Source organism: Paenibacillus sp. J31P316, assembly GCF_056269105.1.
Window position 1 is genome coordinate 26,377 of the sequence record NZ_JBWDNI010000024.1, and the last position, 23,560, is coordinate 49,936.

The following is a 23,560-nucleotide window of genomic DNA, read 5'->3' on the forward strand; positions in this document are numbered from 1 at the left end:
ATTCGGTTCATTGCCCTAGCCTATGCAGGAGCCAGGCTTATTGTCCGTGACACTGCTTGTATTTCTTGCCGCTGCCGCATGGGCATGGATCGTTACGCTTCACGCGCTCATCCTTGCGGACCGGGCGCTTCTGCGCATTCTCGCTGCTGCCGCCGGATTCCGTCTGACCCTTAGCCACTTCTTGACGCTCGAGGTTGTTCTCGACATGCGCCTTCATAATATATTTCGTCACTTCTTCTTGAATATGCTCAATCATTTCCTTGAACATCTCGAAGCCTTCGAATTGATATTCGCGAAGCGGATCCGTGCCGCCGTATGCGCGCAAGTGAATACCTTGGCGCAGTTGGTCCATTGCATCGATGTGGTCCATCCATTTGCTGTCTACCGCACGCAGCACGACGACCTTCTCGAACTCGCGCATCGTGTCCGTTCCGATTTCTTCTTCTCGCTGGTTGTAAAGCTCCGTCACTTTGTCGAGCAGGAATTCGATGATTTCCTGCGGTTCTTTGCCCCAAAGATCATCCTTCGTAATCATGCCTTCGTTCAAGATATTGCCTTCGGCGTAATCGACGATCTCCTGCAGCTCCCAGTTCTCCGGCACATCATCGGAAGGACAGTGCGCTTCGACGATCTTCGTGACGACCGGTTTGATCATTTCAAGGACGATCTCGCGAATGTTCTCGGAGAAGAGCACTTCGCGGCGCTGCTTGTAAATGATTTCACGCTGCTGGTTCATGACATCGTCGTATTGCAAGACGATTTTACGCTGATCGAAGTTATTGCCCTCTACCCGTTTCTGGGCGGATTCGATCGCACGCGAGATAAGACGGCTCTCGATCGGCTGGTCTTCCTCGAAACCGAGGCGCTCCATCATGCCCATGATGTTCTCGGAGCCGAAGCGGCGCATCAGATCATCCTCGAGGGACAGGTAGAACTGCGACGAGCCCGGGTCGCCTTGACGGCCCGCACGACCGCGGAGCTGATTGTCGATCCGGCGGCTTTCGTGACGTTCCGTACCGATAATATGCAGACCGCCCAAACCGCCAACGATGTCTTCCAGCAAAATATCCGTACCGCGGCCGGCCATGTTCGTCGCGATCGTAACCGAATTCGATTGACCCGCGCGCGAGATAATCTCCGCTTCCTCGGCATGATACTTGGCATTTAGCACCTTATGCTGAACGCCGCGCTTCTTCAACAGCTCGGACAGCTTCTCGGAGTTCTCGATCGAAACCGTACCGACCAGCACGGGCTGTTTTTCCGCGTGACGCTTGACGATTTCCTCGACGACTGCCTTGAACTTGCCGTTCTCCGTTTTGTACACGACGTCCGCGATATCGTTCCGAATGTTCTTCCGGTTCGTCGGCACTTGAATGACTTCCAAACCGTAGATTTTTTTGAACTCTTCTTCTTCCGTCTTGGCCGTACCGGTCATGCCGGACAGCTTACGATACATCCGGAAGTAGTTCTGGAACGTAATCGTCGCGAGCGTCATGCTCTCGTTCTGAACCTTGATTTGCTCCTTGGCTTCGATCGCTTGGTGCAAACCATCGCTGTAGCGGCGGCCCGCCATCAGACGGCCCGTGAATTCATCGACGATCACGACTTCTTCTTCTTGAACGACGTAGTCAACGTCGCGCTTCATAATAATATGTGCTTTCAAAGCCTGTTGAATGTGGTGATTAATAAGGACGTTGGCATGATCGTACAAGTTCTCGATGCCGAACGCCTTCTCGGCTTTCTCCACGCCCGCTTCCGTCATCGTGACGGACCGCACCTTGATGTCTACCGTGAAATCTTCTTCTTCTTTCATGCGCTGCACGAAACGGTCCGCGGCAAAATACATCTCGGTCGACTTTGCAGCCTGACCCGAAATGATAAGCGGCGTACGCGCTTCGTCGACGAGGATGGAGTCCACTTCGTCAATGATCGCATAATACAATGGACGCTGAACCATCTGTTCCTTGTACAGCACCATGTTGTCGCGCAAGTAATCAAAGCCGAACTCATTGTTCGTTCCATATGTGATGTCGCATGCATACGCTGCCTGCTTCTCGTCATGCGAGAGGCCGTGCAGGTTGCAGCCGACAGTCATTCCTAGAAACTGATACAGCTGTCCCATTTGTTCGCTATCGCGCATCGCGAGATAATCGTTGACCGTTACGACGTGAACGCCTTTGCTAAGCAAAGCATTCAAGTATACCGACAGCGTCGCCACGAGCGTTTTACCTTCACCGGTTTTCATCTCGGCGATTTGGCCTTCATGCAGCACCATGCCGCCGATCAGCTGTACGTCATAGTGGCGCTTGTCCAAGACGCGCTTGGATGCCTCTCTTACAACGGCGAACGCCTCCGGGAGCAGAGCGTCGATATCCTCTCCTTGTTCCAGACGGCTTCTGAATTCCGCCGTTTTATCCCGAAGACCCTCGTCCGAAAGCTGAGCGATCTGCGGTTCTAGTCCATTAATTTCCTCTACGGTACGCATAAGACGCTTAATCTCTCGTTCGTTGGCGTCTCCGAATAATTTCTTTACAAGTCCGAGCATGGTCTTCCCCTTTCGATGTTACGCCTGTTTGCATAAATTGTAACAGTTTGCGGCTCTTCTCGCAATGTTGGCGGGCATAGGGATAAGATGGGTAAACCTGAAGCAGATTCGAGCATGAAGACAAAAAAGCCCTGGTTGCCCAGGGCTTCCTTGCTCTACCTACTAATCCGCTTCCAGCAAGCCGTATCGGCCGTCGCTGCGTCTGTAGACGACGTTCACTTCTTTCGTGTCCGAATTGGCGAACATAAAGAAGGAATGACCGACCATATTCATCTGGAGGATCGCCTCTTCGACGTCCATCGGCTTCAGCAGAAACCGCTTCGTACGTACCAATTCGAAGTCTTCCTCTTCGTCTGCCACGCGGACCGCAGCCCCGTCGTCCTTGAACATCGTGCGGATCCCGCTTTCCTTACGGAATTTACTATTTATTCTCGTTTTATGTTTGCGTATTTGCCGTTCCAGTTTGTCCACGACCAGGTCGATCGAAGCGTACATATCCTCGCTCTTCTCTTCGGCTCTAAGCAGTGCATTCGTTAGCGGGATGGTCACCTCGACGGAATGTCTTCCTTTAGTAACGCTTAAAGTTACGTTTGTTTCGGAGGCTGAGGGCTCTTCAAAATACTTTTCCAGGCGGTTCAATTTCTTCTCGACATAATCGCGCAAGGCGTCAGTCACCAAGATGTGTTGACCTCGAATGTTGTATTTCATGGGGCATTCCTCCTTTTACATACTCTTATTATAACATCTTATTCTGGGCGGCTCAAAGTTATTTTCAGTATTTTGTGAATGTTCTAAAAATATATAAACGAGCTGTGCCTGTTCGAAACGGGAACTTTGTTTGGCGGTCGGAAGACGGGCATTCTTGGCTTGCTTAAGCAGCGACCTAGTAGCCGATCGACTCCGCAGCCGACTGAGCTGTGAGCAACAAATGGTGAGTGCCGGTTTACGAGTACCGGCTACTGATTCGATTCGGTAGCATCTCTTATCGGAGCATAGCTGAGGCATAACAAAAAGCCCCGGTTGCCCGGGGCTGTTGCTTATCTCATTCGGTTAAGCGCGCATACCATGTATGATGTGGCCGCTTAACAGCGGGATAATTACAGTTTAGTAACGTTAGCTGCTTGAGGACCGCGCGCGCCTTCGACGATGTCGAACTCTACGGATTGGCCTTCTTCAAGAGTTTTGAAGCCTTCGGATTGGATTGCGGAGAAGTGAACAAATACGTCGCCGCCTTGCTCAGTTTCGATGAATCCATAACCCTTTTCAGCGTTGAACCATTTAACTTTACCTTGCATTCAGAACATTCCCTTCATCTTCAAATAGCTGCGAGATCACTAAGCGTGGCCCACAAGTGAAATATACCATCGGCTTCACAATATTGTCAATAACTTTTGTAAGCGAATTCATTCGAGCATTATTTATTATTCTAACTACTTAGGCCTAGAATTAATGTAACTGATCTAATACGGCGAAATCAACGAAGGCAATTCTTCTTAGTTTGTGCTTATTTAGGGTTGAAATCAGGCTCCCCATAAGAGCAACTTGCTTCAAAACCTTCCTGTGTTTGGAAGCAGTCGAAGGTCACTTCTGGCCCTCCACCATGCACAACTTTCTCTGCATGGTTGTTGTTTAATACTCACTCCATTCAGTGAAGTAAATCATTTGCTATCTTCAAATTCCTTCTTCACCAATTCCAACGCAGCTTCGATAACTTTATCCATATCGTAGTATTTGTAGTCCCCTAATCTGCCTCCGAAAATGATATGCGAATCTTCAGCCGCCAACTCCTGATATTTTTGGAATAGGGCGTTGTTGCGAGCGTCGTTGATCGGATAATAAGGTTCATCATAGCGCGTCCAATCTGCCGAATACTCATAGGTAACAACAGTCTTCGATTGAGTGCCGAATTCAAAATGCTTGTGTTCGATAATTCGCGTATAAGGTACATCAGCTTCGGTATAATTAACAACTGCGTTACCCTGAAAGTTCTCCTCATCTAGAATTTTCGTATCGAGCACAAGGCTTCTATATTCCAATTCTCCATAACAATACTTATAGAATTGGTCGATCGGACCCGTAAATAGCGTTTTGGTTGCAATATTGGGATTTTCTTCAATAAAGTCGAAATAATCCGTACTCAATCTCACTTTGACCCCATCAAGCATCTTCTCTACAATTTGCGTATAACCACCAATAGGGATTCCCTGATAGCGATCTGTAAAATAATTATTGTTGTAAGTAAACCGTACTGGCAAGCGCTTAATGATGAATGCAGGAAGCTCAGTACACGATCTCCCCCATTGTTTCTCCGTGTAACCTTTAATTAATTTTTCATAGATGTCCTTGCCCACCAATCGAATGGCCTGCTCCTCTAAATTACGAGGCTCGTCAACACCCGCTGAAGCAGTCTGCTCTTCAATGATTCGCTTAGCCTCTGCCGGCGTCTTAATCCCCCACATTTTACTGAAGGTATTCATGTTGAACGGCAGATTGTACAATTCATCTTCGTAAACGGCCACCGGAGCATTCACAAAGTGATTGAATTCGGCAAACTGAGTGATATACTCCCAAGTATCTTTGTTGGATGTATGGAAAATGTGCGCACCGTATTTATGCACGTTAATCCCTTCAATATTCTCGGTATATATATTACCTGCAATATGTCCGCGTTTGTCTATTACTAAACAACATTTGCCTCGCTTGGTCGCTTCATAAGCAAAAAGGGCGCCAAATGGCCCCGCGCCGACGATTAGATAATCGTATTGAATCAAGAAGTAAATCACTCCATTCTAAATTTCTCAAATAAGGTCCTTCCTTGAAATTATGTTTCATTAGCGTTTCACAAAATTACGTAAAAGCCCTTACCAAACTTGGCGCTTCACTTTGGATTCTACCATCTAAGAATTGAACGACAATGTCATTGTCAATTAGAGGTACTGTAAGTAGTGACGCCCGGAGCCAATTCAATTACACCATTTCATAAATCTTGCCTGCTGTTCGTAAGACCGCATGAATGACGTCCTGTACGTCCTCATCCGACATCGCCGGAAAAATTGGAATTGACAATGCTTCCTCATAATAAGCTTCGGCTTCCGGGCACTGCCGATCGGCATAACCAAGATCGCGATAATAGGGCTGTTTGTACACGGGAATATAATGTACATGAACGCCGATATTACGTTTGCGCAGCTCTGCGAAAGCATCCGCTCTGTCAATGCCTTGTCGCCAACGGATGACGTACAGATGCCAACTCGAGTTCGCTTCGGGATGCTGATAAGGCGTCAGGATGCACGCTAAGTCCGCGAATGCGCGATTGTACTGCTCCGCAATTTCTCGACGACGCATTACGAAACGATCGAGCTTATGCATCTGAGAGGCACCAAGTGCAGCCTGTATATCGGTCATTCGATAGTTATAGCCAAGCGACTGCATCTCGTAATACCAGGGTCCATCGTTACGTTCTAGCAGTGCTGGATCTTTCGTCATCCCGTGGCTGCGGAAGGAGAGCAGTTTATCCCGGTACTCCTCGCTATCCGTAGCAATGACGCCGCCTTCCCCAGTCGTCACGTGCTTGACTGGATGGAAGCTGAACATCGTCATGTCCGCGAGTGCCCCCACCATGCGCCCTTCGTAAGAAGCCCCTAGCGAATGAGCAGCATCTTGAATAAAAACAAGACCATGTTCTTTAGCAAGCTTCGAGAAGCGATCCGATTCCACCGGCTGACCGCTGAAGTCGACGGCGATGATTACCTTCGTCTTGGATGTGATTTTGCGCTCCACATCGTCTGCGTCTAGGTTGTATGTATCTGGCCGAATGTCCGCGAATACGGGTGTGCCTCCGCAATAGAGTATGCAGTTACTGCTAGCCAAAAAGGTGATCGGCGACGTAATAGCCTCATCGCCTGGTGCGATACCTGCCGCATAGCATGCACCGTGCAGAGCCGCAGTCCCATTGCTAAACGCCACGACGTACTTCGCGCCCACGTATTCTGCAACTGCTCGCTCAAAACGTTCAATAGCCGGGCCTTGTGTAATAAAATCTCCCTGCAGCACGTCCACAACGGCTGCGATATCCCCATCATCTATCCACTGCTTGCCGTAAGGAAGAAACGTACCACGATCGCGACGGTTCATTACGTTCATAGGCCAACTGCCCTCTTTCAGGAATTAAATCAGGTTCGTGGTCATGATCCACTGCTCTGTTCTACGAATACCCTCTTCTAGCAAAATTTCCGGCTTCCAACCTAACAGACGCTCAGCCTTATCGGAGTTACACAGCAATTTCTGGATCTCACTCTGCGGATGGATATGCTCAACGTGACAAATACGAGATTCGTTTCCGACGACAAGCTGGGCCAAATCGTTGATTGCAATGTCGCGCCCTAATCCAGCATTCACAATCTCCCCGTTCACAGCGTCGGAATAGCCAGCTTCCACAACGAAACGCGCGCAATCCTCAACATACAGCAAATCGCGGGTTTGTGTGCCTTCCCCATAGATGTTCAGCGTCTTGCCAGACAGCTTGTTCTTAATAAAAATCGCAACTACGCCGCCCTCTCCCCCCGTTTTCTGGAATGGACCATACGTATTAAACGGTCGAATTACAACCGTCGGTAAACCGTAAGCATAGTAGTAAGAGAGTACCATGTTCTCCGCAGCGATCTTCGCTCCAGCGTAAGGAGATGCCGGCTTAATCGGATCAAGCTCGGTTATGCCTTCCGGATTCATACAACGGTCGTAAACCATGCATGTGCTCATGAAGACAACCTTAACCTGATGCTTGCGGCATTGCTCAAGAATATAGAACGTGCCAATAGTATCGTTATTGAACGTCGTAAGCGGATCATCGATGGAATCTTGCACGTTGATGGACGCGCCGAGATGATAGCAAATATCGAAGCCATTCTCCTCAAACAACTGATCGAGCAGTGCCTCGTCCAGGATCGTACCTTTAATGAAAACTTTCAACCCAGAATGTTCCCGGAACTCGTCAATATTCACTTCACGGCCGTTGGACAAGTCATCCACGATCCACACTGAATGCCCATCGTCGAGCAGACGTTTAGCTACCCATCTTCCAATAAATCCGGCACCGCCGGTAAGTAGAATGTTCATCACCATCATCCTCAATCCATTATTAGATCAAAACTCGCTGCCGTTCCTTTTGATACGTCCTTCCTAACCTTTTGGCCCAGCAACAGCTTCAAATGTTTCGGAGAAAGACCGTAACCCGGACGAATCGCCCGCAGGTTTTCGGTTGTCAGCACTTCGCCAGCTTTCAGATCCTTGACGATATAGAGAGAGCGTCGGAACTTCAAAGAGCTTATCTCCCTTTCCGTCGCCCCGTAAGAAATCGTCCCCAAGCCTTGCCAAGCTCTCTCTGTTTCTTCTACGAGACTGCGCATTTCCACAGGCTCCAGCGAAAACTCGGCATCAACCCCTCCGTCCGCACGATTCAGAGTAAAATGCTTTTCGATGACCGTTGCCCCCATGGCTACGCTGGCAACGGCAACGCCAATGCCGAGCGTATGATCCGAGAGGCCGATCTGGACGTCAAATAATTGCTGCATGTGCGGAATCGTACGTATATTCGAGTTCTCCGGAGAAGCAGGATAAGAGCTTGTGCATTTTAGCAAAACAAGATCATTCCCTCCGGCCTCTGTTACCGTTCGAACAAGCTCGTCCAACTCGGCAATGCTCGCCATTCCCGTGGAGACGATCATTGGCTTTCCGGTCGAGGCTACTTTGCGAAGAAGTGCCACATCGGTATTTTCGAAAGAAGCGATCTTGTAACACGCTACGCCAAGCGATTCTAAGAAATCAACGGCCGTTTCATCGAAAGGAGTGCTGAACCCAATCATGCCCAGTTCCTTGCAACGATCAAAGATCGCTTTGTGCCATTCCCATGGTGTATGCGCCTCGTCATAAAGGTCGTACAAGTCTCTGTCCTTCCATAAGCTATTCGGGTCTCCAATGTAGAAGTCAGGCTTGTCCGACTTGATCGTCATCGTATCAGCCGTATAGGTTTGAATCTTTAATGCATGCGCTCCGGCTCGAGCTGCCGCTTCTACGATTTCTAGCGCCCGCTCCAACGACCGGTTGTGATTCCCGGACATCTCCGCGATGATGAACGGCGGGTGATTCACTCCGATTTTGCTTTTGCCGACGACTATTTCATGATGTCTCAACTTGCTACCCCTCCGGCGTTTTTGATTGTAATCCCTTACCCAAGAGCCTTTCGATCGGAGTTTCCCAGCTATCCGTTAGCAAGTGAGAGTAGGCCTGTTTATCTACCATGCTATGATAACTTCCTCCAGCAGGTTGAACGGTGCCCTCTGATTTCCCGGACCGAATCGCCGGCCATTCGGCAACAAACAAGTCTTCGATTGTTGCTGTAAGGTGCTCGTAGCTCGTCTTTAATGTATCTTGCGGACTGAATGCCACCAATTGCTGCGAAATAATATCACCGGTATCAAGGCCTCTGTCGACATAATGGATTGTTACGCCTTTCGGCGAATCCTCCAAGAAGCTCCACAAATTGGGGTCCGCCCCGCGATTCCATGGTAAATATGAAATATGGAGGTTGATCACTTTGCGTTCGAATTTCTCTAAAATAGGTTGCCGAATCAGATACCGATATTTATAACTAACAATAAATTGGATACCCGCACGTTCCAGCTCTTCTAGTTGAATACGCTCCTCAGTTTGCCACACCGTATCTCCGTGCGCCCGAAGGGCTTCAATTATGCATCTATTGTACGGACCAAGCAAACAAATGTTCAATGCACTTCATCCTCAACATAGAACTTAAGAATATCGACAACATCCGATGCAAGCTCTTTCACTTGGTCCATCAGCATCAATCCTGTCGAACTCATTGCGGCAATCTGCTCAGGACTTCGTTGAAGCTGTTCAAGACAATCGGACCATGCTTGTACTGTAATCTCATTATAATGGCCTAGATAATACGTTGCTCCAAACCTTGCGACCGTTTTCGTAATTTCCACTTGATTGTCCGCGGTCGTTAAGGTTACCGAGGGCAAGCCTAAACAACATCTTTCCCAAGTGGTCGAACCTCCGGCCCCTAATGCTAAATCAGCATGCAGCATCAGCCGGGACATATAATCGATCTGGCAATGAAACCTGAAATGGTTATGCATGGTACAAAATCGAGCTATGTCATCACGCTGTTCATTCGCCCCTCCGACAACTACATCAAATTTAATCTCAGTCATCGCTAAGCGAGCCATCACCTTGAGAGTCTTTAATGTCTCCCCGGTTGGGTCAGTGCCTCCAAAAAAAATGAGAACGTTGCGGATCGAGCCTTCACGTATCCTCGCCTTCGCACGAGCGAGTTGGAACTCTTCCCTCAATAGGGCATATTGGGGGCCAAGCAGCTTCACGCAAGCAGTTGGAACCAAACCTTCGTACCGCTGATCCATTCTATCGAACAGATTCTGATCGAGCAAAACGTCACAATCATGTGTTCGGTTGGCGAGATCATCGATTACGAAAATGCGTCTCGCGAACGTTCGGGCTTTCTTTTCCCATCGGCTATCAATCGCGTAATGATCGATAACAAGCCAGTCTAATTCACCGTCATCCCCTGACAAGCTTCCATCCGTCTGCTCAACGTCAAGCGACCAGGATTCGCCTAACCACGTTTCGTATCCGGTTCCATCCACTTTCTGCCCTTTCGTTTCCTTAGATGCCGGCAACCGATAAACGTGAAACCCTAGACGATGAACGTAATCGCACAGATTGCCCTCGTGTTCCCTACACACGAAACGAACATCGGCCCCTTTCCGACGAAGCCTGTCAGCCAGCGTCAGACTTCTCATAACATGGCCGCTTCCGATCTCGATAGAAGCATCCACGCGAAAACCGACTCTCATCATCATTCAAGCCTTTCTTAGACGAACTTTTTCTGTTCAACATGCGCGTTAATCTCGCTCAATTCAGGATAGCGCATTAGAAAGTCCTTTGCATCCTCATAATTAATGTAATGCCCTTCATATCTGCATTTCTCGAAGATCGTACGAATCAATTCCCAATCCTCTTCCGTATCCAACGTCCAGCGATAATGAGAATAATCTTCTGACCCACTTTGGGTTGCACAACGGAAAACATCAGGATGCTGATACATATACGGCGTTACGTGCTCCCGTTCATAAGGACGACTTGCTTGGGACCAGGCGGTCTCCAACGCATTAAAACTGAAAATCTCCGCATCGAGTCCCCTCGGATACGTTCGTTCCAGTGTGTTGCTTGCATAATCGCTACCCGATTCTCGATACAGGCAGATGAGCTCTTCGACGACAGAAGGCTCAATTAAAGGACAGTCAGACGTAATGCGAAGGACGGCCTCGGCCCCCGCCTTTTTGGCTGTCCTGTAGTACCGGTCGAGTACATCCTCTTCGCTCCCCCGATACACTTGTACGGCTAATCGGTACGCCTCATCCTCGATAGGGTCGTCAGTCTTCTTCGACGTTGTGGCAATCCACAACTCATCGATAGAGGGCACGCGTCTCAACCGATCAATTACATGGCCAAGTACACTGAGTCCGTTAATTTGTTTAAGCACTTTGCCCGGTAATCGCGTCGAGCCCATTCGTGCTTGTACGATAGCCACTGTCTTCACAGGCCCACTCCCGCTCTTATGATCGGCGCATCTGCGATTAAACGATTCGACAACAACATCTCTCGTAGTTCTTCTTTTGAGATCGGGAGCGCGTCATGGGAACTATAGCTGCCTGTTCGAGTCATTCTTTCTCCCTCATATTTATATCGTTGAATGAATGCGCTCGGAACAACGAACATGTCCTCCAATTCAATTGTTCGGCTGGATTCTTCCTCCGTTAATAGCTCCTCGTACATTTTTTCACCTGGCCGAAGACCTATTTCTTCGATTCGAATGCGTTTTATCGGGATGCCCAACTGACGTGCGGACGTCTCGATAATGCAATCAGCAAGTTCGGACAGCCGGATAACCGGCATTTTAAGAACGAATACTTCTCCACCCTGTGCCCGTTCCATCGCCTTGATCGTGAGTTCCGTCGCTTGCTGCTTCGTCATCATGAATCTTGTCATGTCGCGCCGTGTCAACGTAATGCTACCACGCTCCACGATCTGCTGCTGAAATAATGGGATAACTGACCCTCGCGAGCCCATGACATTACCAAAACGAACAGCCGCAAAAATCGTTTTGCCTGCCCCCGCTTGATACTGCGCGGCTAGAATCAATCGTTCAGCCATCAGTTTGGATGCACCATACGTGTTCGAAGGCGCAATCGCCTTGTCCGTGCTCGTGAATATCGTTTTTCGTATACCGCATTCGAGCGACGCCCGAATTACGTTTTGGGTTCCGATAATGTTCGTCTGAACCGCCTCGAAAGGATTATATTCGCAAGCTGGCACATGCTTCATCGCAGCTACGTGAAACACATAATCGATGTCCTGCATCGCACGGTGCACACGATCGTAATCCCGAACATCTCCGATGAGGTAACGGATATTTCCATACTCCCTCATCGCTTGCTGAAGCTCGAATTGTTTATGTTCATCACGGCTAAACACACGAACAACGGTCGGCGACTGAGCTAATATATGCCGTAGAAGACCTTGTCCAATCGTTCCTGTGCCGCCAATAATTAATATCTTCTTTTGGTAGAAGAAGCCTTCCATTTCATATACACCTCTTTAATGTAGCTGATTATGCCTCTCCATACGTTTTGAAACTTCCCCCAACCTAATACCTTATTTATCGGAATGAACGCTATTTTAAATGAGCATTTTGTATTTCAGTTTGTGTCTAAGAGACATCACACTCATTTGAACCTAAGCGGAATAGCTAACCAGCTCTTAAGTGGTCTGGCCTACAGCGTTTTGGGTCTTTCAAATTATAGCTGCGGCGTGGCTCTTCCTATAATCCAGAAACAATGCGGAGATTAGTAACATAATTACATTTAGATTAGCCAGCCTCGACAAAAACTAGAAATGGCGGTATAGGGACAACCTCCCTGGCACCGCCATTTCTTACCATTTTATTAGATGGAATGACTCATCAAGCGATTAACTTGCTTTAGGGATAGCTCCCCTTCCATTCTTGTAAATCCTTTTGCAGCAAGCATTAGTCTCATGTAGAAAGCTCATTTACAACAACAACGCTTGTGGAGAGTTCAAATTTTCGTGAGACGGGCGCTCATCAAAATAGTTTTCTAATAGTGTTTTATTATTAATAATCATATCTAACAACCATCTTGTAGAGCGGTAATTCATTACGGTCTCCCAGCTCTCTTCACTCCATTTCACAAAATCAGACGTAACATGTCCAAATGAATGATCTGCATAATAGTGCGTGATTAAGCCGAGATATAATTTTGCTTTTAAAATTTCATCTTCTGCCAATTTAAACTCATGATCTTGTTGCAAAGCTTCGTTGATAAATTGAAAATACTCTTGCTCACTTTCAGCCTTCTTCACGAAACCTGTGTTTGCATAATATACATCGTTTTTAACGATAACTCTCTTTCCGACGGAGGCCGCTTCAACCCCAACTGTACTCGTGTTCGGTAAAATGATTGATGCATTCTCAATTAATTCATACGAGTCGACATCAGCGCTTGCCGGAATGAATTCAAATAAAGGATTCTCGCCGAACTTCGACTGAAGCAGCGACTCTACTTCTTTTCCTGTGCCGAACCGCCGTTCATGTGGATGTTGTCTTACAATAACCTTAACTGAATGATTGACCAGTAGGTAATCAATGGTTTTGACAAGCCACTGATCGAAATAACCAAATACATCATTCTCTCCGAACGCAGCGCTATCCCAAAAGATGTTTAATGGTATTAATACCGATTTTTGATCACTTGTATTCGTTTTATATTTAAAGTTACTCTTAATATGAGTATCAGCAGTCTCATAAAAATAAGAGGAAAGCGATTCAGATAACTCTTGGCCCTCTATCAAACGAATATCTTTTTTCAGGACGGCAGGACCCGACATTGAGAATGTATATCCCCCAACATATTCATACGTGTAAACTTCTTTGCCGAATAGCCTGGCTAACTCATTCAATATGGAGAATTCAAAATGAATCCCAGTAAAAGTGACCACTTTGCTATAGTCGTGATTACTTAAAAACCCTTTGATTGCTCTCGCATTATTAAACCACTTATATTCCACATTCTTCAACACATCACTTTTATCATTGAAAACTATGCTTCTCATGAACCAAACCTTATTGACGTAAAGCTTGCTTTGAAGAATTCGCAGTTCTTGTCCGTCCAGCTCAATCAGACTAGAGTCACTTAATTTGAAATATGGAATACCAGAAACAGCCTGTGCAGCCTCTAATAACTCGATAAGCATTTTATTCTGATACTCATTTACTCCATCATGCAGGATCGCGTCCCCAAAATATGACTGATCGTTTAATAAAAATTCAACGTTTACGCCTTTTGCTCGTAAGATCATTCCTAATGCAATTGGCTGAAATGGGATTACCGATCCACCCCACTCTTGAATCATGATAAGCAGCTTCTTTTTGTCATCACATGGACTTATCTCGACTTCACGATATCTAGCTATAAACTTCTTCATTTGTTGATAATACTGTTTTATCTCAATATTCTTATTTAATACATCAGTCATCATCGTATTAAGAACATCAATAACTGTATAGTTACTAAGCTTCTTGTAAACATCTTCGTCTTTTATACGCTTCCAGAATCTGTTACAAATTAATATTGTATATTCTTCAATTGAATAATTCCCATTAATAAACTCAGGTACGCTCAAAACACGCTTACCATGCTTTTCCTTTGCACTTGGCGATGTTTCAATGAAGAACTCTGCCCCATCCAAGGTATTAAATCTATCATTAATGAAATCGAATCCAACTCCACTACCGAATAATATATACTTTGGCGTTTTTATATTTATATTAAGCTTCTTAGAAGATGAAGACACTATATTCGCACTCCTTCATGAGGTCAGCCTGTAAGCCTCCGGCTATCTATGCTACATTTTATTAAGATCGGAAATCACTGTTTCCAATGATACAACTGGACAAGCATCGTCAAGATGATCACGGATTTGACGAAAATGAGCGCACGCAGCCACTATAATGACATCAATATCGCCAAAGTGAGAGCCGTTTCTAATTTCAACCCCATTGCTATATCCTTTTGCATTACTATCAATCAGGTAAGAAACCTTTACTTTACCTTTAGTAAAATCAGAACATAGTATTTCCTGCATAGGGTTGACCCCGTAGACAGCTACTTTACGATAGTTCCTATCTAGACAATAAGTCTCAATCTTTCGCTGCCTATCTTCTATCTTCAGCCAAAGCAGTGCCATAGCATAATACATTTTTAAAGCCAGGTTTTGTTTACCCAGGCTTGTGGAGGATTGTTCATATTCTGCTCGAAAACGTTCATAAAAAGGGGTTCTTTGGGCATAGTCCCACCATAGATTCTCGATTACCGAACCAACGCTCGCCACGATAGAGTTCCATGGCTTATAATTGGGACTTAGGTAATGAATAATGGAAGCGAAGTGCTCCTCCCTTGATGCAGCACTGCCATATAATTGCTCAAAAAGGGCCGGGGGGCAATTGTAGTCGGTCCCCTTCACAATCTTACACTTTGAACTCAAAGCCAAATTAAAGATGTCCTGGTCAAACCATGTAAGTCGACTTAGGCTTTCTTCAGCAATTTGCAAAAAATACTTGAAATCAATTCCTTCTTCCCGCAATTTATGCAAATTAAACAACATGATTCCCGCGTTAAAATATGTACTTTCCTTTGGAATTTGCAGCTTTTCCTTATAATTCGACGTATTGATCTCCAGATCCTCACATGCGGCAGCGTAGTAATTCTCCAAGTCAGTAAAATAGAACTCTCGCAGCGATTTTCTCACGATAATATCAACATCCAAAGCCAGAACACGATTAACTGATTGCGGTAATACATCCGCTATGAACATCCTGTAATATAGGATCGTCGGAAATTGTTGTCTAACTGGGAACACTACTAGAAGAGAAGGATCTATCTGTATTGGGTGAATGTAGTTGTTATAAGCATCCGCTTGTTCTTGAAGTAATGCAAATTCCGTTGCTTCTAATTCGGAGTGCATCACATAGACATTAATCTTAGTACCTACATGATTTTCATACAAAGAAGCAAGCATGACATGCAAATAAGAACAAAACTTTTTACTTGAAATCACTAGAATATTCATATGATCCTCCTATATACCCGAAGCATAGTTAATATTCTCGATAAGACCTAATTGATCAAGCTGACGAGAAATAGCAAGTGCGGTGTTCACCGAACCAAGCACAAATATAAAGTATCCTTCCGGCTTTTCGTATTTGTTCAGCTGGCTAAACGGATAAGTATGGATAGTGCTTGCTTTCTGTGTCTCAACGATATGAAAATTATCTGGCTGGCAGTTATTGTCCAGAATTGCGGCGATTTGTCCACCCTCACGCGTGATTCGCTGAGCAAAAGATACGGATATTTTAGAAGCTGGGCAAAAATAGATGTCTTTCCCTAATTGTTCGCCTTGTAATTGCACCTGCTTCCATATGAACCCCCATATATAAGCGGCACAGCCTAGCATACCGTATTGTTGATACAATGAAATATTAACGGTGAAAGAATCAAATTTAACCTCAGAAGAAGAAAACTCATAGCGAACGATTTCATCCAAGGCCATTTTATCAATTAACGACATGGCGCTTGCATAGATGAAATGATCGACAGCTCGTTGTTTTGCCTCCGAAATCGCATGGTTCTGAATAAACAGATCCAATTGTTTCGAACAAAATTCGATTCCCCTATAGTTCTCTTGAATAGTGAATGTATCTACCAAAGAATTTTCAGAGAAATGCCTGTAATAAAAATAAAAGACATCCGGCAGTGTATGTATGGTTTTGGAACACAAAAAAGCTAAGCTATTGAAGCAAATATCCTCGTGGGTCTTAATATCAAAAAAAGCTAAGTTGTTATTTTTCAAAAAATCATGATTGAAAAAACTCCGCCACACTGCAATGTGCAGGAGGGCGGCTTTATCTGATAACAATTCATCCGCGTCGTATTCCCTATCGTGTTCAACAATCCGAACCTCGTGAGTACCTTGTGGTGTAATTTCTTTGTGATTCAAAGTTAATATGTCGATTTGGGGATTTGCCCGTAAGCGTTCAGCAATTTTATCAAACACAGTATTATCGATTTTGTCATCGCTATCCATGAAAAAGATAAACTGCCCTGTTGCCGATTCCATTCCCTTGTTCCGCGCCAGACCCGGACCGCCATTCATTAATTGATGCAGGGCCTTGATATGAGGGTACTCGCTAGCAAATGAATCACAAATTTCGGAACTTCTATCTGTGGATGCGTCATTTACTAACAAGAGTTCATAGTCGGCAAACTCCATATCTAAAAGCTCGTTTATTGTCTCAGTAAGAATCCGTTCCCGATTGTAAACCGGCATTATAATACTTATCAGTGGAAAGTTCACTGAAGCTCTCCCCCTTAACAACTAGTTGCATTCATAGTTTAAGCTTCAGTTCTTCCGCCACATCAAGTGCACGTCGCACGACATTATCCATGTTATAGTATTGATAATCTGCAAGCCTGCCGCAGAGCGTCAGATTGCCGAATTTCCTAGCTAATTCCAGATATTTTTCTTTTAGAACGTGAGTTTCATCGTTACCTATTGGATAATAAGGCTCATTTCCTTGATCTGCTGACTTATCATAGGGAAGTGAATATTCTTTGGCGATGACGGTCCTCCCTGGAATATGCTGCACAGGAAGCTTGGTATACTCCGTAATACGAGTAAATGCTGCGTCCTTCGGATACGCGACAATAGCCGTCTCCTGGAAGCTGGACTGAGGAAGAGAAACCCATTCAAAGACAAGAGATCGATAGGGAAGCGCTCCATATTGCCAACCAAACAATTCATCAAGGGCTCCGGTATAAATAATATGCGGGGCAGAATCGTTCTGGTAAGAGACTCGCCCCGTTGCTTCATCCAGTTTCAGATCCTGCAAAGCATCTGTCTCTAACTTTATGGATATTAGCGGATGTTCCAGCATATTGCGAACCATTGCCGAAAATCCACCCTCCGGTTGACATTCGAATTCATCGTTGAAATAGCTGTCTCTGTCATTCAGCAATATAGGGACACGGCGAATGACGCTCGTATCGATTTCCTCTGGGTTCCTTCCCCATTGTTTAGCTGTATAAGGTCGGAAATCTTCCTCGAATAGCATTTCAGCGTAGCCTCTTATTGCATCATCATCTGACTCAAGAAGCTCGAAGATGGATACTTTTTCTTGACCGGGATAAGCTCGCAGCAAACGAGAAATCAAAGCTTCCGCAGTTTCCGAATCATATAGCATGCGAATCGATGTAAAATTAAAAGGACAAGGAACCGGAATTCCTTTAACGATGGCTCTGTACGTCAACTTATAGGGATTCATCTTGACGAACCGACTTAAATATTCATACGCACCGCGATCATTGGTATGAAAGGTGTGCGGGCCATATCGTTGTACCAGAACCCCGTGTTCATCCACTTCATCAAATGTATTGCCTGCGATATGTGCTCGACGTTCCAGCATCAAAACCCGTTTGCCGATTTCGGCCAGTTCTCTTGCTAGAATACTCCCGGCAAGTCCGGTTCCAACTATAACAACATCAAACTCCATCATTGCCCCTCCAGTATTCAACAAACAAACAGATTGCCTTCCGGAACTCCAAGGTTTACACATTGCTGATATAGAAGTTCATTCAGATCACGATAAATCGTGGCAATCAAAACAACGGTTTGTTCTTTTTGAGTATCCGTAAGTGTTTCCAATAAGGTTGGGTTAGTGCATACCTTCCCTTGAATAGTCAGGCCGTGCATCTCTTTATTATTATCTAAAAAGCACATATCGGAGAATTCGTCGTTTTCCAACCAGCGCATAATATCCTGTGCATAACGACCGCATGGCAATATATAGATCAAAGCAGGCGTTAATCCTTGAACCCAGCTCACGATGCGCTGCCGTTCTGATGCAAAGTAAGCCTCAAGTGTGCCCCCGTTCAAATCAGCGGCCTCCATCAAGATTTGCAGTCGCGTAAGTTCTTCAGGTAAATCTTGTTTTATCGGTGACAAGGCGGTTCGAACATGATTCAATATCGCAGCTGCTTGCTGCCAGCTTTCTTCAAACCATAAATCACTATGCCCTAAAACCAATTTTAGTTCTTGGCCTAGCTTTGAAAGGATAAATGCCTTCTTGATATCCGATACCTCTGTTTCCTGTAATAACGCAAGGAACTCAGCAAAGGATTGGATATGAGCAAGGGACTGAAGCTTAGCAGCAGAAGATGTAGAGTTGGCTCTGCGGCGGTAGTAATAGAATGGATCTTCCAGCAGCGCAAAGGAGGTAGCGGAGAACAGAATTCGGAATGTTACAACTGCATCTAACAACGGACAAAAACGCGCCTCTTTCAAGCGACTTTCAAACAAATGGACATCTATAAGCGAGCGATTAAAAATATATCGCCAGTAGGCCAAATGATAATTCGGGATGGACTGAATATAAAGAAGAACATCATCCGTAGAACAATGATCAATGCGATCACGGTCCAGCGATATATCCATCAAGGGATAGGCATTCGCTTCGGTGAAGCTCATATACCGCCCTAGAATCACGTCAGGAGCTTGCGTTTGAATGATTTTCGCCACTTCGCGCAGATATCCTTTTCTGACAAAATCATCACCGTCTATGATTTGCAAATAGGCGCCGCGAGCGGCCTCCAAGCCGGCTTTATGTGCGCGATACAACTGAGAGGGCCGTTCAAGCGGAACAAAACGAACGCGATCGGGATAACGCTCTGCGTAATCACGGCAAATATCCGGGCTGCCATCGGATGAACCATCGTCGACGACAACGAGTTCATAATCTGTAAAGTCTTCTTGTTGCACAAAGCTGTCTAAACATTCGCCAATATATTTATCAAGATTACAAACCGTTATGATGATGCTTATCAAAGGGTTCATATCATGGATTCCCTCCATTCTGCTAATTCAACACAAAAGCGTTCATGAGTTTCTGTTCTCTCTCGGTAATCCAAGGCGCTTGCAGGAATTGTTCCGCATGCGTGAGCAGTTCTACTTTCATGATATCTAATTGTTGCTCGCAGCCCTTCCCACGACCATTATGTATTTTCTCTATCATTGAAATCATATAGGACCATGCTGAATATCGCACATGATTGTTTTCTTCCGGTACATGCTCGGAGATATATGCAACCCTCTCTTGCTGCATAGCCAAATACTCGTCCAACAGTTCCGACCACACAATGCCCTGTTCAAGAAATGAGGTGGTATTGTTCGTATGCTTACAAAACCGATATGTCGGGATTCCGTGAGCAACCGCTTTATTTACATTTGCAAGCAGTCGATACGTCACATGAATATCATCTATTATTTTCCCGGGGACATAGCGAATCACATCGTACAACCTGCGCCGGTAAAGCTTCGTCTGGGTTCCTGTATTAAATTTTTCTCTCTTCAGAAATTCACTTACCGTCTCAGCTCGATTCCAAACATATGTCCCCTCGTACACATGGTTCGGCTCTATACGTCCATTATTTTCATGAACCGAACCTGAAATAGCAACATCCGCGTCATGCTGAACGATCAGCTGATATAGCAACATAAGATGGTTGGGCTCGCAATAATCATCGTCATCAAGATGAATCAAATATTCGCCTACAGATTCTTGAATGCCGAGATTGCGAGCAGACGCAGGACCCTGATTTTCTATAATCGAGAACACACGAATAGCAGAGGACTTTTCCGAATAGGCACGACATATTTCATCGGTCTTCCCATCTGTTGAACCATTATTGATGAGCAGGATCTCGAAGTCGCGAAAATCCTGCGCAAGCAAGCTATCTAACATTCGCGGCAAATACATCCAGCGGTTATAGGTGGGAATAACTACGCTAACAGCCGGGTTGTTCATACGTTCATCTCTATTTTCATCGAATTTCTAGTTTCATCCCATACTTTCCACGGAACATTCTTGCTCTTCCAATAGCTTTCCAACACCAGCTTGTCACGTAATGTATCCATACAGTGCCAAAATCCGTAGTGCTTATACGCACTTAAAGCACGATTAGCGCTGAGCTTCTCCATTGGTTCTTTCTCGAGCACCGTATAATCATCATCCAAGTAGTCAAAGACCTCCGGTTCCATAACCATAAAACCGCCGTTGATCCAGCCACCTTCTTCTACGGATTTCTCGGTAAAACCAATCACATCCGTTCCCTTGTCTTCAATGTTTAACACCCCGAAACGCCCTCCTGGCTGCACAGCTGTAAGGGTCACTGTCTTCTTGTGCGTCCTGTGATAATCGAGTAATCGAGGGATATTAATATCGCCTACTCCATCCCCATAGGTGAGCATAAACGTTTCGTTATCAAGATATTTCTTAACGCGTGCGAGCCGCCCTCCCGTCAAAGTCGAGAGGCCCGTATCAACCAAAGTAACACGCCATGGTTCTGCTACATTTTGATGAATCACCATCTGATTATTGTCACGAAAATCAAACGTAACATCAGACATATGCAAATAATAATCCGCAAAGAATTCCTTAATCATATGCGCTTTATAGCCGAGGCAAATCACAAAATCATTAAAACCATAGTGGGAATAGATTTTCATGATATGCCAGAGGATGGGAAACTCACCGATCTCAACCATTGGTTTAGGACGTATCTGACTCTCTTCGCTAATACGGGTCCCGAGTCCCCCTGCGAGTATAACAACCTTCATATTCAGTCCCCTTTTATAGTTAATCGTTCAAGGAATTCTGGATGTTCCAATACAATAGCTGTATATCTTTATCGTTAGGCCATAGGACCTTAGCGGAAGCTGCCATGACTAAAGCGAGCGGAAACTCATCAATTAATGTGGCAACATAGATCCGATAATACATCGCAATCCGGTTTAATGGCGATTGTAGACTTATTTCCTCAATTAAATCACACGCTTTCGCCAAATCTTCTTGTTGAAAGCTTTTAATCAATAGATTCTCCTTCTCCATGAGAGAATCATCCCTATCTTTAGAATCGACTACCTCGACTAACAGCTGTGGGTGTTCATAATAATACTCTTGTATCGGCTTGGAACAGCATAGAAACCATTTCTGACCATTTGATAGCTTGTTGTTCTCTTGATTTGTTCCGTAAACGTAAAAGAACCATTTCCCGACGCGATTCTTATTTTGAGGGTCACATATACAGGACAACAGCAAAGGAAAATAAAGCTTTGTATCTTGTGGGATTTGTTCCATCAGATAAACAAGACGGGATAAGTAGGATCCCCAAATCAAGTATTTCTCCTGATCAGCATTCATTGCTCTGCGGATATAAGGTTCGCAAACGGTAAAAATATGAGAAAAAGAGGATTCCAAGTAGGAATTTACTGTACGATTATTAAATATGTCACCCAATCTTTCGAGTGTTTTTAATGGTGAAATCGCATTATCGGCGTGATTTAATCCGTTCAATGCTTCCGCTATATAAGTCCAATGTAAGTTAACTAAAAAGGACTCGTTTTGTGAGGATCGAGCGTTCAAGTGAATTAAAACATCAAGACCCGCTGCGTACAAAATGTCCGCTTCGCACAATCGAAAAAAGCCAAACGGACGCGTATTATAGGCCGAGTTTTTTCGATGTAGGAAATAATAAAGAGGCTGATCCACGCAGACAAGCATCTTACAACGAACCAGATAATTTAACATAACAACAGTATCAATGGTCCATGATAACGGTTCGATATGATTCCAGCATTCGGAATAATGATGAATGAAAAAATCCTTTTGAAATAATTTCCCCCACCAAGTTCTCATGCAATTGTAGAGTTGAACAAAATTCGGACCTATTTCATGCAGGTTCTCTGTTCCAAGCTTCGGGGGTATACGTTGCACATGAATCTCATTTGTTTCTTCATTTACAAGATAGTTACCGGAAACAACCATATCTGCAGAAGCTCTTTTTGCTTCGCTATACATAACCTCTACAAAATCAGGAGTTAAATAGTCATCCGAGTCAATAATGGAAAAATATTCACCGGCAGTAGCTTCCGTATAGGGCCACCAGCCTGTTTGAAAGGGAGTTATTCCTTCCTGGCTTACATTGTTTTGTTCATTCTCGACAACATAAATACGCGGATCCAATTCCGCGTAACGCCGAATAATCTCACCGGTCGAGTCGGTGGAACCATTGTTGCGAATGCAAAGAACAATGTTGCGTTCAGTCTGATTAAGAACGCTTTCGATTGCTTTTGCAATATACTTTTCTGCATTATAGGCCATCATTAGAAACGTAACTTTTATCTGTTCCATATGTATCCTTTCATTCCTGGAGGATTAGAAGCCTTCGTATACATCTATAAACTGGGCAAATGTCTGTAATTCCTGATCCTTTGCAGAGAGAATGACACTTCCTTCTACCAGGTGCAACGGCCATTCTATTGCCAATGCCGGATCATTCCATAGAATGCCGTCATCGTATTCGCCATAAAATTTTTCCGCGCATTTGTAAGATACGATGGATTGCTCTAGTACGAGATAGCCATGTCCACAACCAGTAGGGATAAGCAGCTCATCATTGGATTCTCCAGACAAATAGAACCCCTGCCATTTGCCAAAAGTTTTCGAATCTTTCCGCAAATCTACCACGACATCAAAAATATGCCCTTGAACGCAGCGAACCAATTTCGCTTGCTGTTTAACACGTTGAAAATGAATGGCACGTATAACTCCCTTTTGAGAGTTGGTATAAAACACTTCTTCCAGATTATGATGAATCCCATTCTTCTCGAAAACTTCACGGGAATAATCCTTTAAAAAGTAACCACGCTTATCTTCAGCTATAAAAGGTTTTACAAGCGTCAAGCCCTCTATTTCTGTGGAGTGAAACGAAAAGTGCTGCATGA

Annotated in this window: 20 protein-coding genes; all 20 read right to left on the reverse strand. The window is 45.0% G+C overall.

Annotated elements, in window-relative coordinates; all coding sequences use genetic code 11:
• Window positions 1–37 precede the first annotated feature (37 nt).
• The 20 genes from secA to rfbC all read right to left on the reverse strand — a co-directional run bounded on the left by secA (window position 38) and on the right by rfbC (window position 23,558).
• Window positions 38–2,545: a preprotein translocase subunit SecA gene (secA, locus tag AC0YNU_RS31280; RefSeq protein WP_475763673.1), complete on the reverse strand. Its 2,508-nt coding sequence runs from the start codon at window positions 2,543–2,545 to the stop codon at window positions 38–40.
• A gap of 162 nt (window positions 2,546–2,707) precedes the next feature.
• The gene (gene hpf, locus AC0YNU_RS31285; RefSeq protein ID WP_161704826.1) at window positions 2,708–3,253 is read right to left on the reverse strand and encodes a ribosome hibernation-promoting factor, HPF/YfiA family; all 546 of its coding nucleotides are present in this window, start codon (window positions 3,251–3,253) and stop codon (window positions 2,708–2,710) included.
• A 389-nt stretch (window positions 3,254–3,642) separates the two neighbouring features.
• A complete protein-coding gene (locus AC0YNU_RS31290) occupies window positions 3,643–3,840 on the reverse strand; it encodes a cold shock domain-containing protein (protein WP_090575545.1) in 198 nt (65 codons plus the stop codon).
• A 363-nt stretch (window positions 3,841–4,203) separates the two neighbouring features.
• On the reverse strand, window positions 4,204–5,316 hold the full coding sequence (gene glf / locus AC0YNU_RS31295; protein WP_475763676.1) for a UDP-galactopyranose mutase: 1,113 nt from the start codon (window positions 5,314–5,316) through the stop codon (window positions 4,204–4,206).
• Between the two features lie 196 nt (window positions 5,317–5,512).
• A complete protein-coding gene (pseC, locus tag AC0YNU_RS31300) occupies window positions 5,513–6,679 on the reverse strand; it encodes a UDP-4-amino-4,6-dideoxy-N-acetyl-beta-L-altrosamine transaminase (protein ID WP_475763745.1) in 1,167 nt (388 codons plus the stop codon).
• A 33-nt stretch (window positions 6,680–6,712) separates the two neighbouring features.
• On the reverse strand, window positions 6,713–7,660 hold the full coding sequence (locus AC0YNU_RS31305; protein WP_475763678.1) for an NAD-dependent epimerase/dehydratase family protein: 948 nt from the start codon (window positions 7,658–7,660) through the stop codon (window positions 6,713–6,715).
• A gap of 11 nt (window positions 7,661–7,671) precedes the next feature.
• Window positions 7,672–8,733 (reverse strand): pseudaminic acid synthase, encoded by a 1,062-nt coding sequence (pseI, locus tag AC0YNU_RS31310; RefSeq protein ID WP_475763680.1) that lies wholly within the window; start codon window positions 8,731–8,733, stop codon window positions 7,672–7,674.
• 4 nt (window positions 8,734–8,737) lie between these two features.
• Complete coding sequence (locus tag AC0YNU_RS31315; protein ID WP_475763682.1) at window positions 8,738–9,328, reverse strand: formyltransferase family protein; 591 nt, start codon at window positions 9,326–9,328, stop codon at window positions 8,738–8,740.
• Window positions 9,325–10,446 carry a UDP-2,4-diacetamido-2,4,6-trideoxy-beta-L-altropyranose hydrolase gene (gene pseG, locus AC0YNU_RS31320; protein ID WP_475763684.1) on the reverse strand — a complete coding sequence of 374 codons (1,122 nt, stop codon included), beginning with the start codon at window positions 10,444–10,446 and terminating at the stop codon, window positions 9,325–9,327. Before pseG ends, AC0YNU_RS31315 begins: the two co-directional genes overlap by 4 nt.
• Window positions 10,447–10,457: 11 nt before the next feature.
• Window positions 10,458–11,186 carry a cytidylyltransferase domain-containing protein gene (locus AC0YNU_RS31325; RefSeq protein ID WP_475763686.1) on the reverse strand — a complete coding sequence of 243 codons (729 nt, stop codon included), beginning with the start codon at window positions 11,184–11,186 and terminating at the stop codon, window positions 10,458–10,460.
• Window positions 11,183–12,229 (reverse strand): polysaccharide biosynthesis protein, encoded by a 1,047-nt coding sequence (locus tag AC0YNU_RS31330; protein WP_475763689.1) that lies wholly within the window; start codon window positions 12,227–12,229, stop codon window positions 11,183–11,185. Before AC0YNU_RS31330 ends, AC0YNU_RS31325 begins: the two co-directional genes overlap by 4 nt.
• A gap of 468 nt (window positions 12,230–12,697) precedes the next feature.
• On the reverse strand, window positions 12,698–14,518 hold the full coding sequence (locus tag AC0YNU_RS31335; RefSeq protein ID WP_475763691.1) for a hypothetical protein: 1,821 nt from the start codon (window positions 14,516–14,518) through the stop codon (window positions 12,698–12,700).
• A gap of 51 nt (window positions 14,519–14,569) precedes the next feature.
• Window positions 14,570–15,793 carry a glycosyltransferase family 8 protein gene (locus tag AC0YNU_RS31340; RefSeq protein WP_475763693.1) on the reverse strand — a complete coding sequence of 408 codons (1,224 nt, stop codon included), beginning with the start codon at window positions 15,791–15,793 and terminating at the stop codon, window positions 14,570–14,572.
• A gap of 9 nt (window positions 15,794–15,802) precedes the next feature.
• A complete protein-coding gene (locus AC0YNU_RS31345) occupies window positions 15,803–17,077 on the reverse strand; it encodes a glycosyltransferase (protein ID WP_475763695.1) in 1,275 nt (424 codons plus the stop codon).
• Between the two features lie 31 nt (window positions 17,078–17,108).
• Entirely contained in the window at window positions 17,109–18,275 is a 1,167-nt protein-coding gene (gene glf / locus AC0YNU_RS31350) for a UDP-galactopyranose mutase (protein WP_475763697.1), read from the reverse strand.
• Between the two features lie 14 nt (window positions 18,276–18,289).
• A complete protein-coding gene (locus AC0YNU_RS31355) occupies window positions 18,290–19,612 on the reverse strand; it encodes a glycosyltransferase family 2 protein (protein ID WP_475763699.1) in 1,323 nt (440 codons plus the stop codon).
• Between the two features lie 22 nt (window positions 19,613–19,634).
• Window positions 19,635–20,582, reverse strand: a complete 948-nt coding sequence (locus tag AC0YNU_RS31360) for a glycosyltransferase family 2 protein (RefSeq protein ID WP_475763701.1) — start codon at window positions 20,580–20,582, stop codon at window positions 19,635–19,637.
• Window positions 20,579–21,394, reverse strand: coding sequence for a glucose-1-phosphate cytidylyltransferase (rfbF, locus tag AC0YNU_RS31365; RefSeq protein WP_475763703.1), 816 nt, complete (start codon window positions 21,392–21,394; stop codon window positions 20,579–20,581). The genes AC0YNU_RS31360 and rfbF overlap by 4 nt, the downstream gene beginning before the upstream one ends.
• Window positions 21,395–21,413: 19 nt before the next feature.
• Window positions 21,414–22,967, reverse strand: a complete 1,554-nt coding sequence (locus AC0YNU_RS31370) for a glycosyltransferase family 2 protein (protein ID WP_475763705.1) — start codon at window positions 22,965–22,967, stop codon at window positions 21,414–21,416.
• A gap of 24 nt (window positions 22,968–22,991) precedes the next feature.
• Window positions 22,992–23,558 carry a dTDP-4-dehydrorhamnose 3,5-epimerase gene (gene rfbC / locus AC0YNU_RS31375; protein WP_475763707.1) on the reverse strand — a complete coding sequence of 189 codons (567 nt, stop codon included), beginning with the start codon at window positions 23,556–23,558 and terminating at the stop codon, window positions 22,992–22,994.
• Between the last annotated feature and the right edge of the window lie 2 nt (window positions 23,559–23,560).

Coding starts and splice junctions, on each gene's coding strand:
- rfbF (WP_475763703.1), bottom strand. CDS start 21,394: ATGAAGGTTGTTATACTCGCAGGGGGACTCGGGACCCGTATTAGCGAA.
- AC0YNU_RS31370 (WP_475763705.1), bottom strand. CDS start 22,967: ATGGAACAGATAAAAGTTACGTTTCTAATGATGGCCTATAATGCAGAA.
- glf (WP_475763697.1), bottom strand. CDS start 18,275: ATGATGGAGTTTGATGTTGTTATAGTTGGAACCGGACTTGCCGGGAGT.
- secA (WP_475763673.1), bottom strand. CDS start 2,545: ATGCTCGGACTTGTAAAGAAATTATTCGGAGACGCCAACGAACGAGAG.
- AC0YNU_RS31330 (WP_475763689.1), bottom strand. CDS start 12,229: ATGGAAGGCTTCTTCTACCAAAAGAAGATATTAATTATTGGCGGCACA.
- AC0YNU_RS31305 (WP_475763678.1), bottom strand. CDS start 7,660: ATGAACATTCTACTTACCGGCGGTGCCGGATTTATTGGAAGATGGGTA.
- AC0YNU_RS31340 (WP_475763693.1), bottom strand. CDS start 15,793: ATGAATATTCTAGTGATTTCAAGTAAAAAGTTTTGTTCTTATTTGCAT.
- AC0YNU_RS31355 (WP_475763699.1), bottom strand. CDS start 19,612: ATGAACCCTTTGATAAGCATCATCATAACGGTTTGTAATCTTGATAAA.
- rfbC (WP_475763707.1), bottom strand. CDS start 23,558: ATGCAGCACTTTTCGTTTCACTCCACAGAAATAGAGGGCTTGACGCTT.
- pseC (WP_475763745.1), bottom strand. CDS start 6,679: ATGAACCGTCGCGATCGTGGTACGTTTCTTCCTTACGGCAAGCAGTGG.
- hpf (WP_161704826.1), bottom strand. CDS start 3,253: ATGAAATACAACATTCGAGGTCAACACATCTTGGTGACTGACGCCTTG.
- pseG (WP_475763684.1), bottom strand. CDS start 10,446: ATGATGATGAGAGTCGGTTTTCGCGTGGATGCTTCTATCGAGATCGGA.
- AC0YNU_RS31290 (WP_090575545.1), bottom strand. CDS start 3,840: ATGCAAGGTAAAGTTAAATGGTTCAACGCTGAAAAGGGTTATGGATTC.
- AC0YNU_RS31360 (WP_475763701.1), bottom strand. CDS start 20,582: ATGAACAACCCGGCTGTTAGCGTAGTTATTCCCACCTATAACCGCTGG.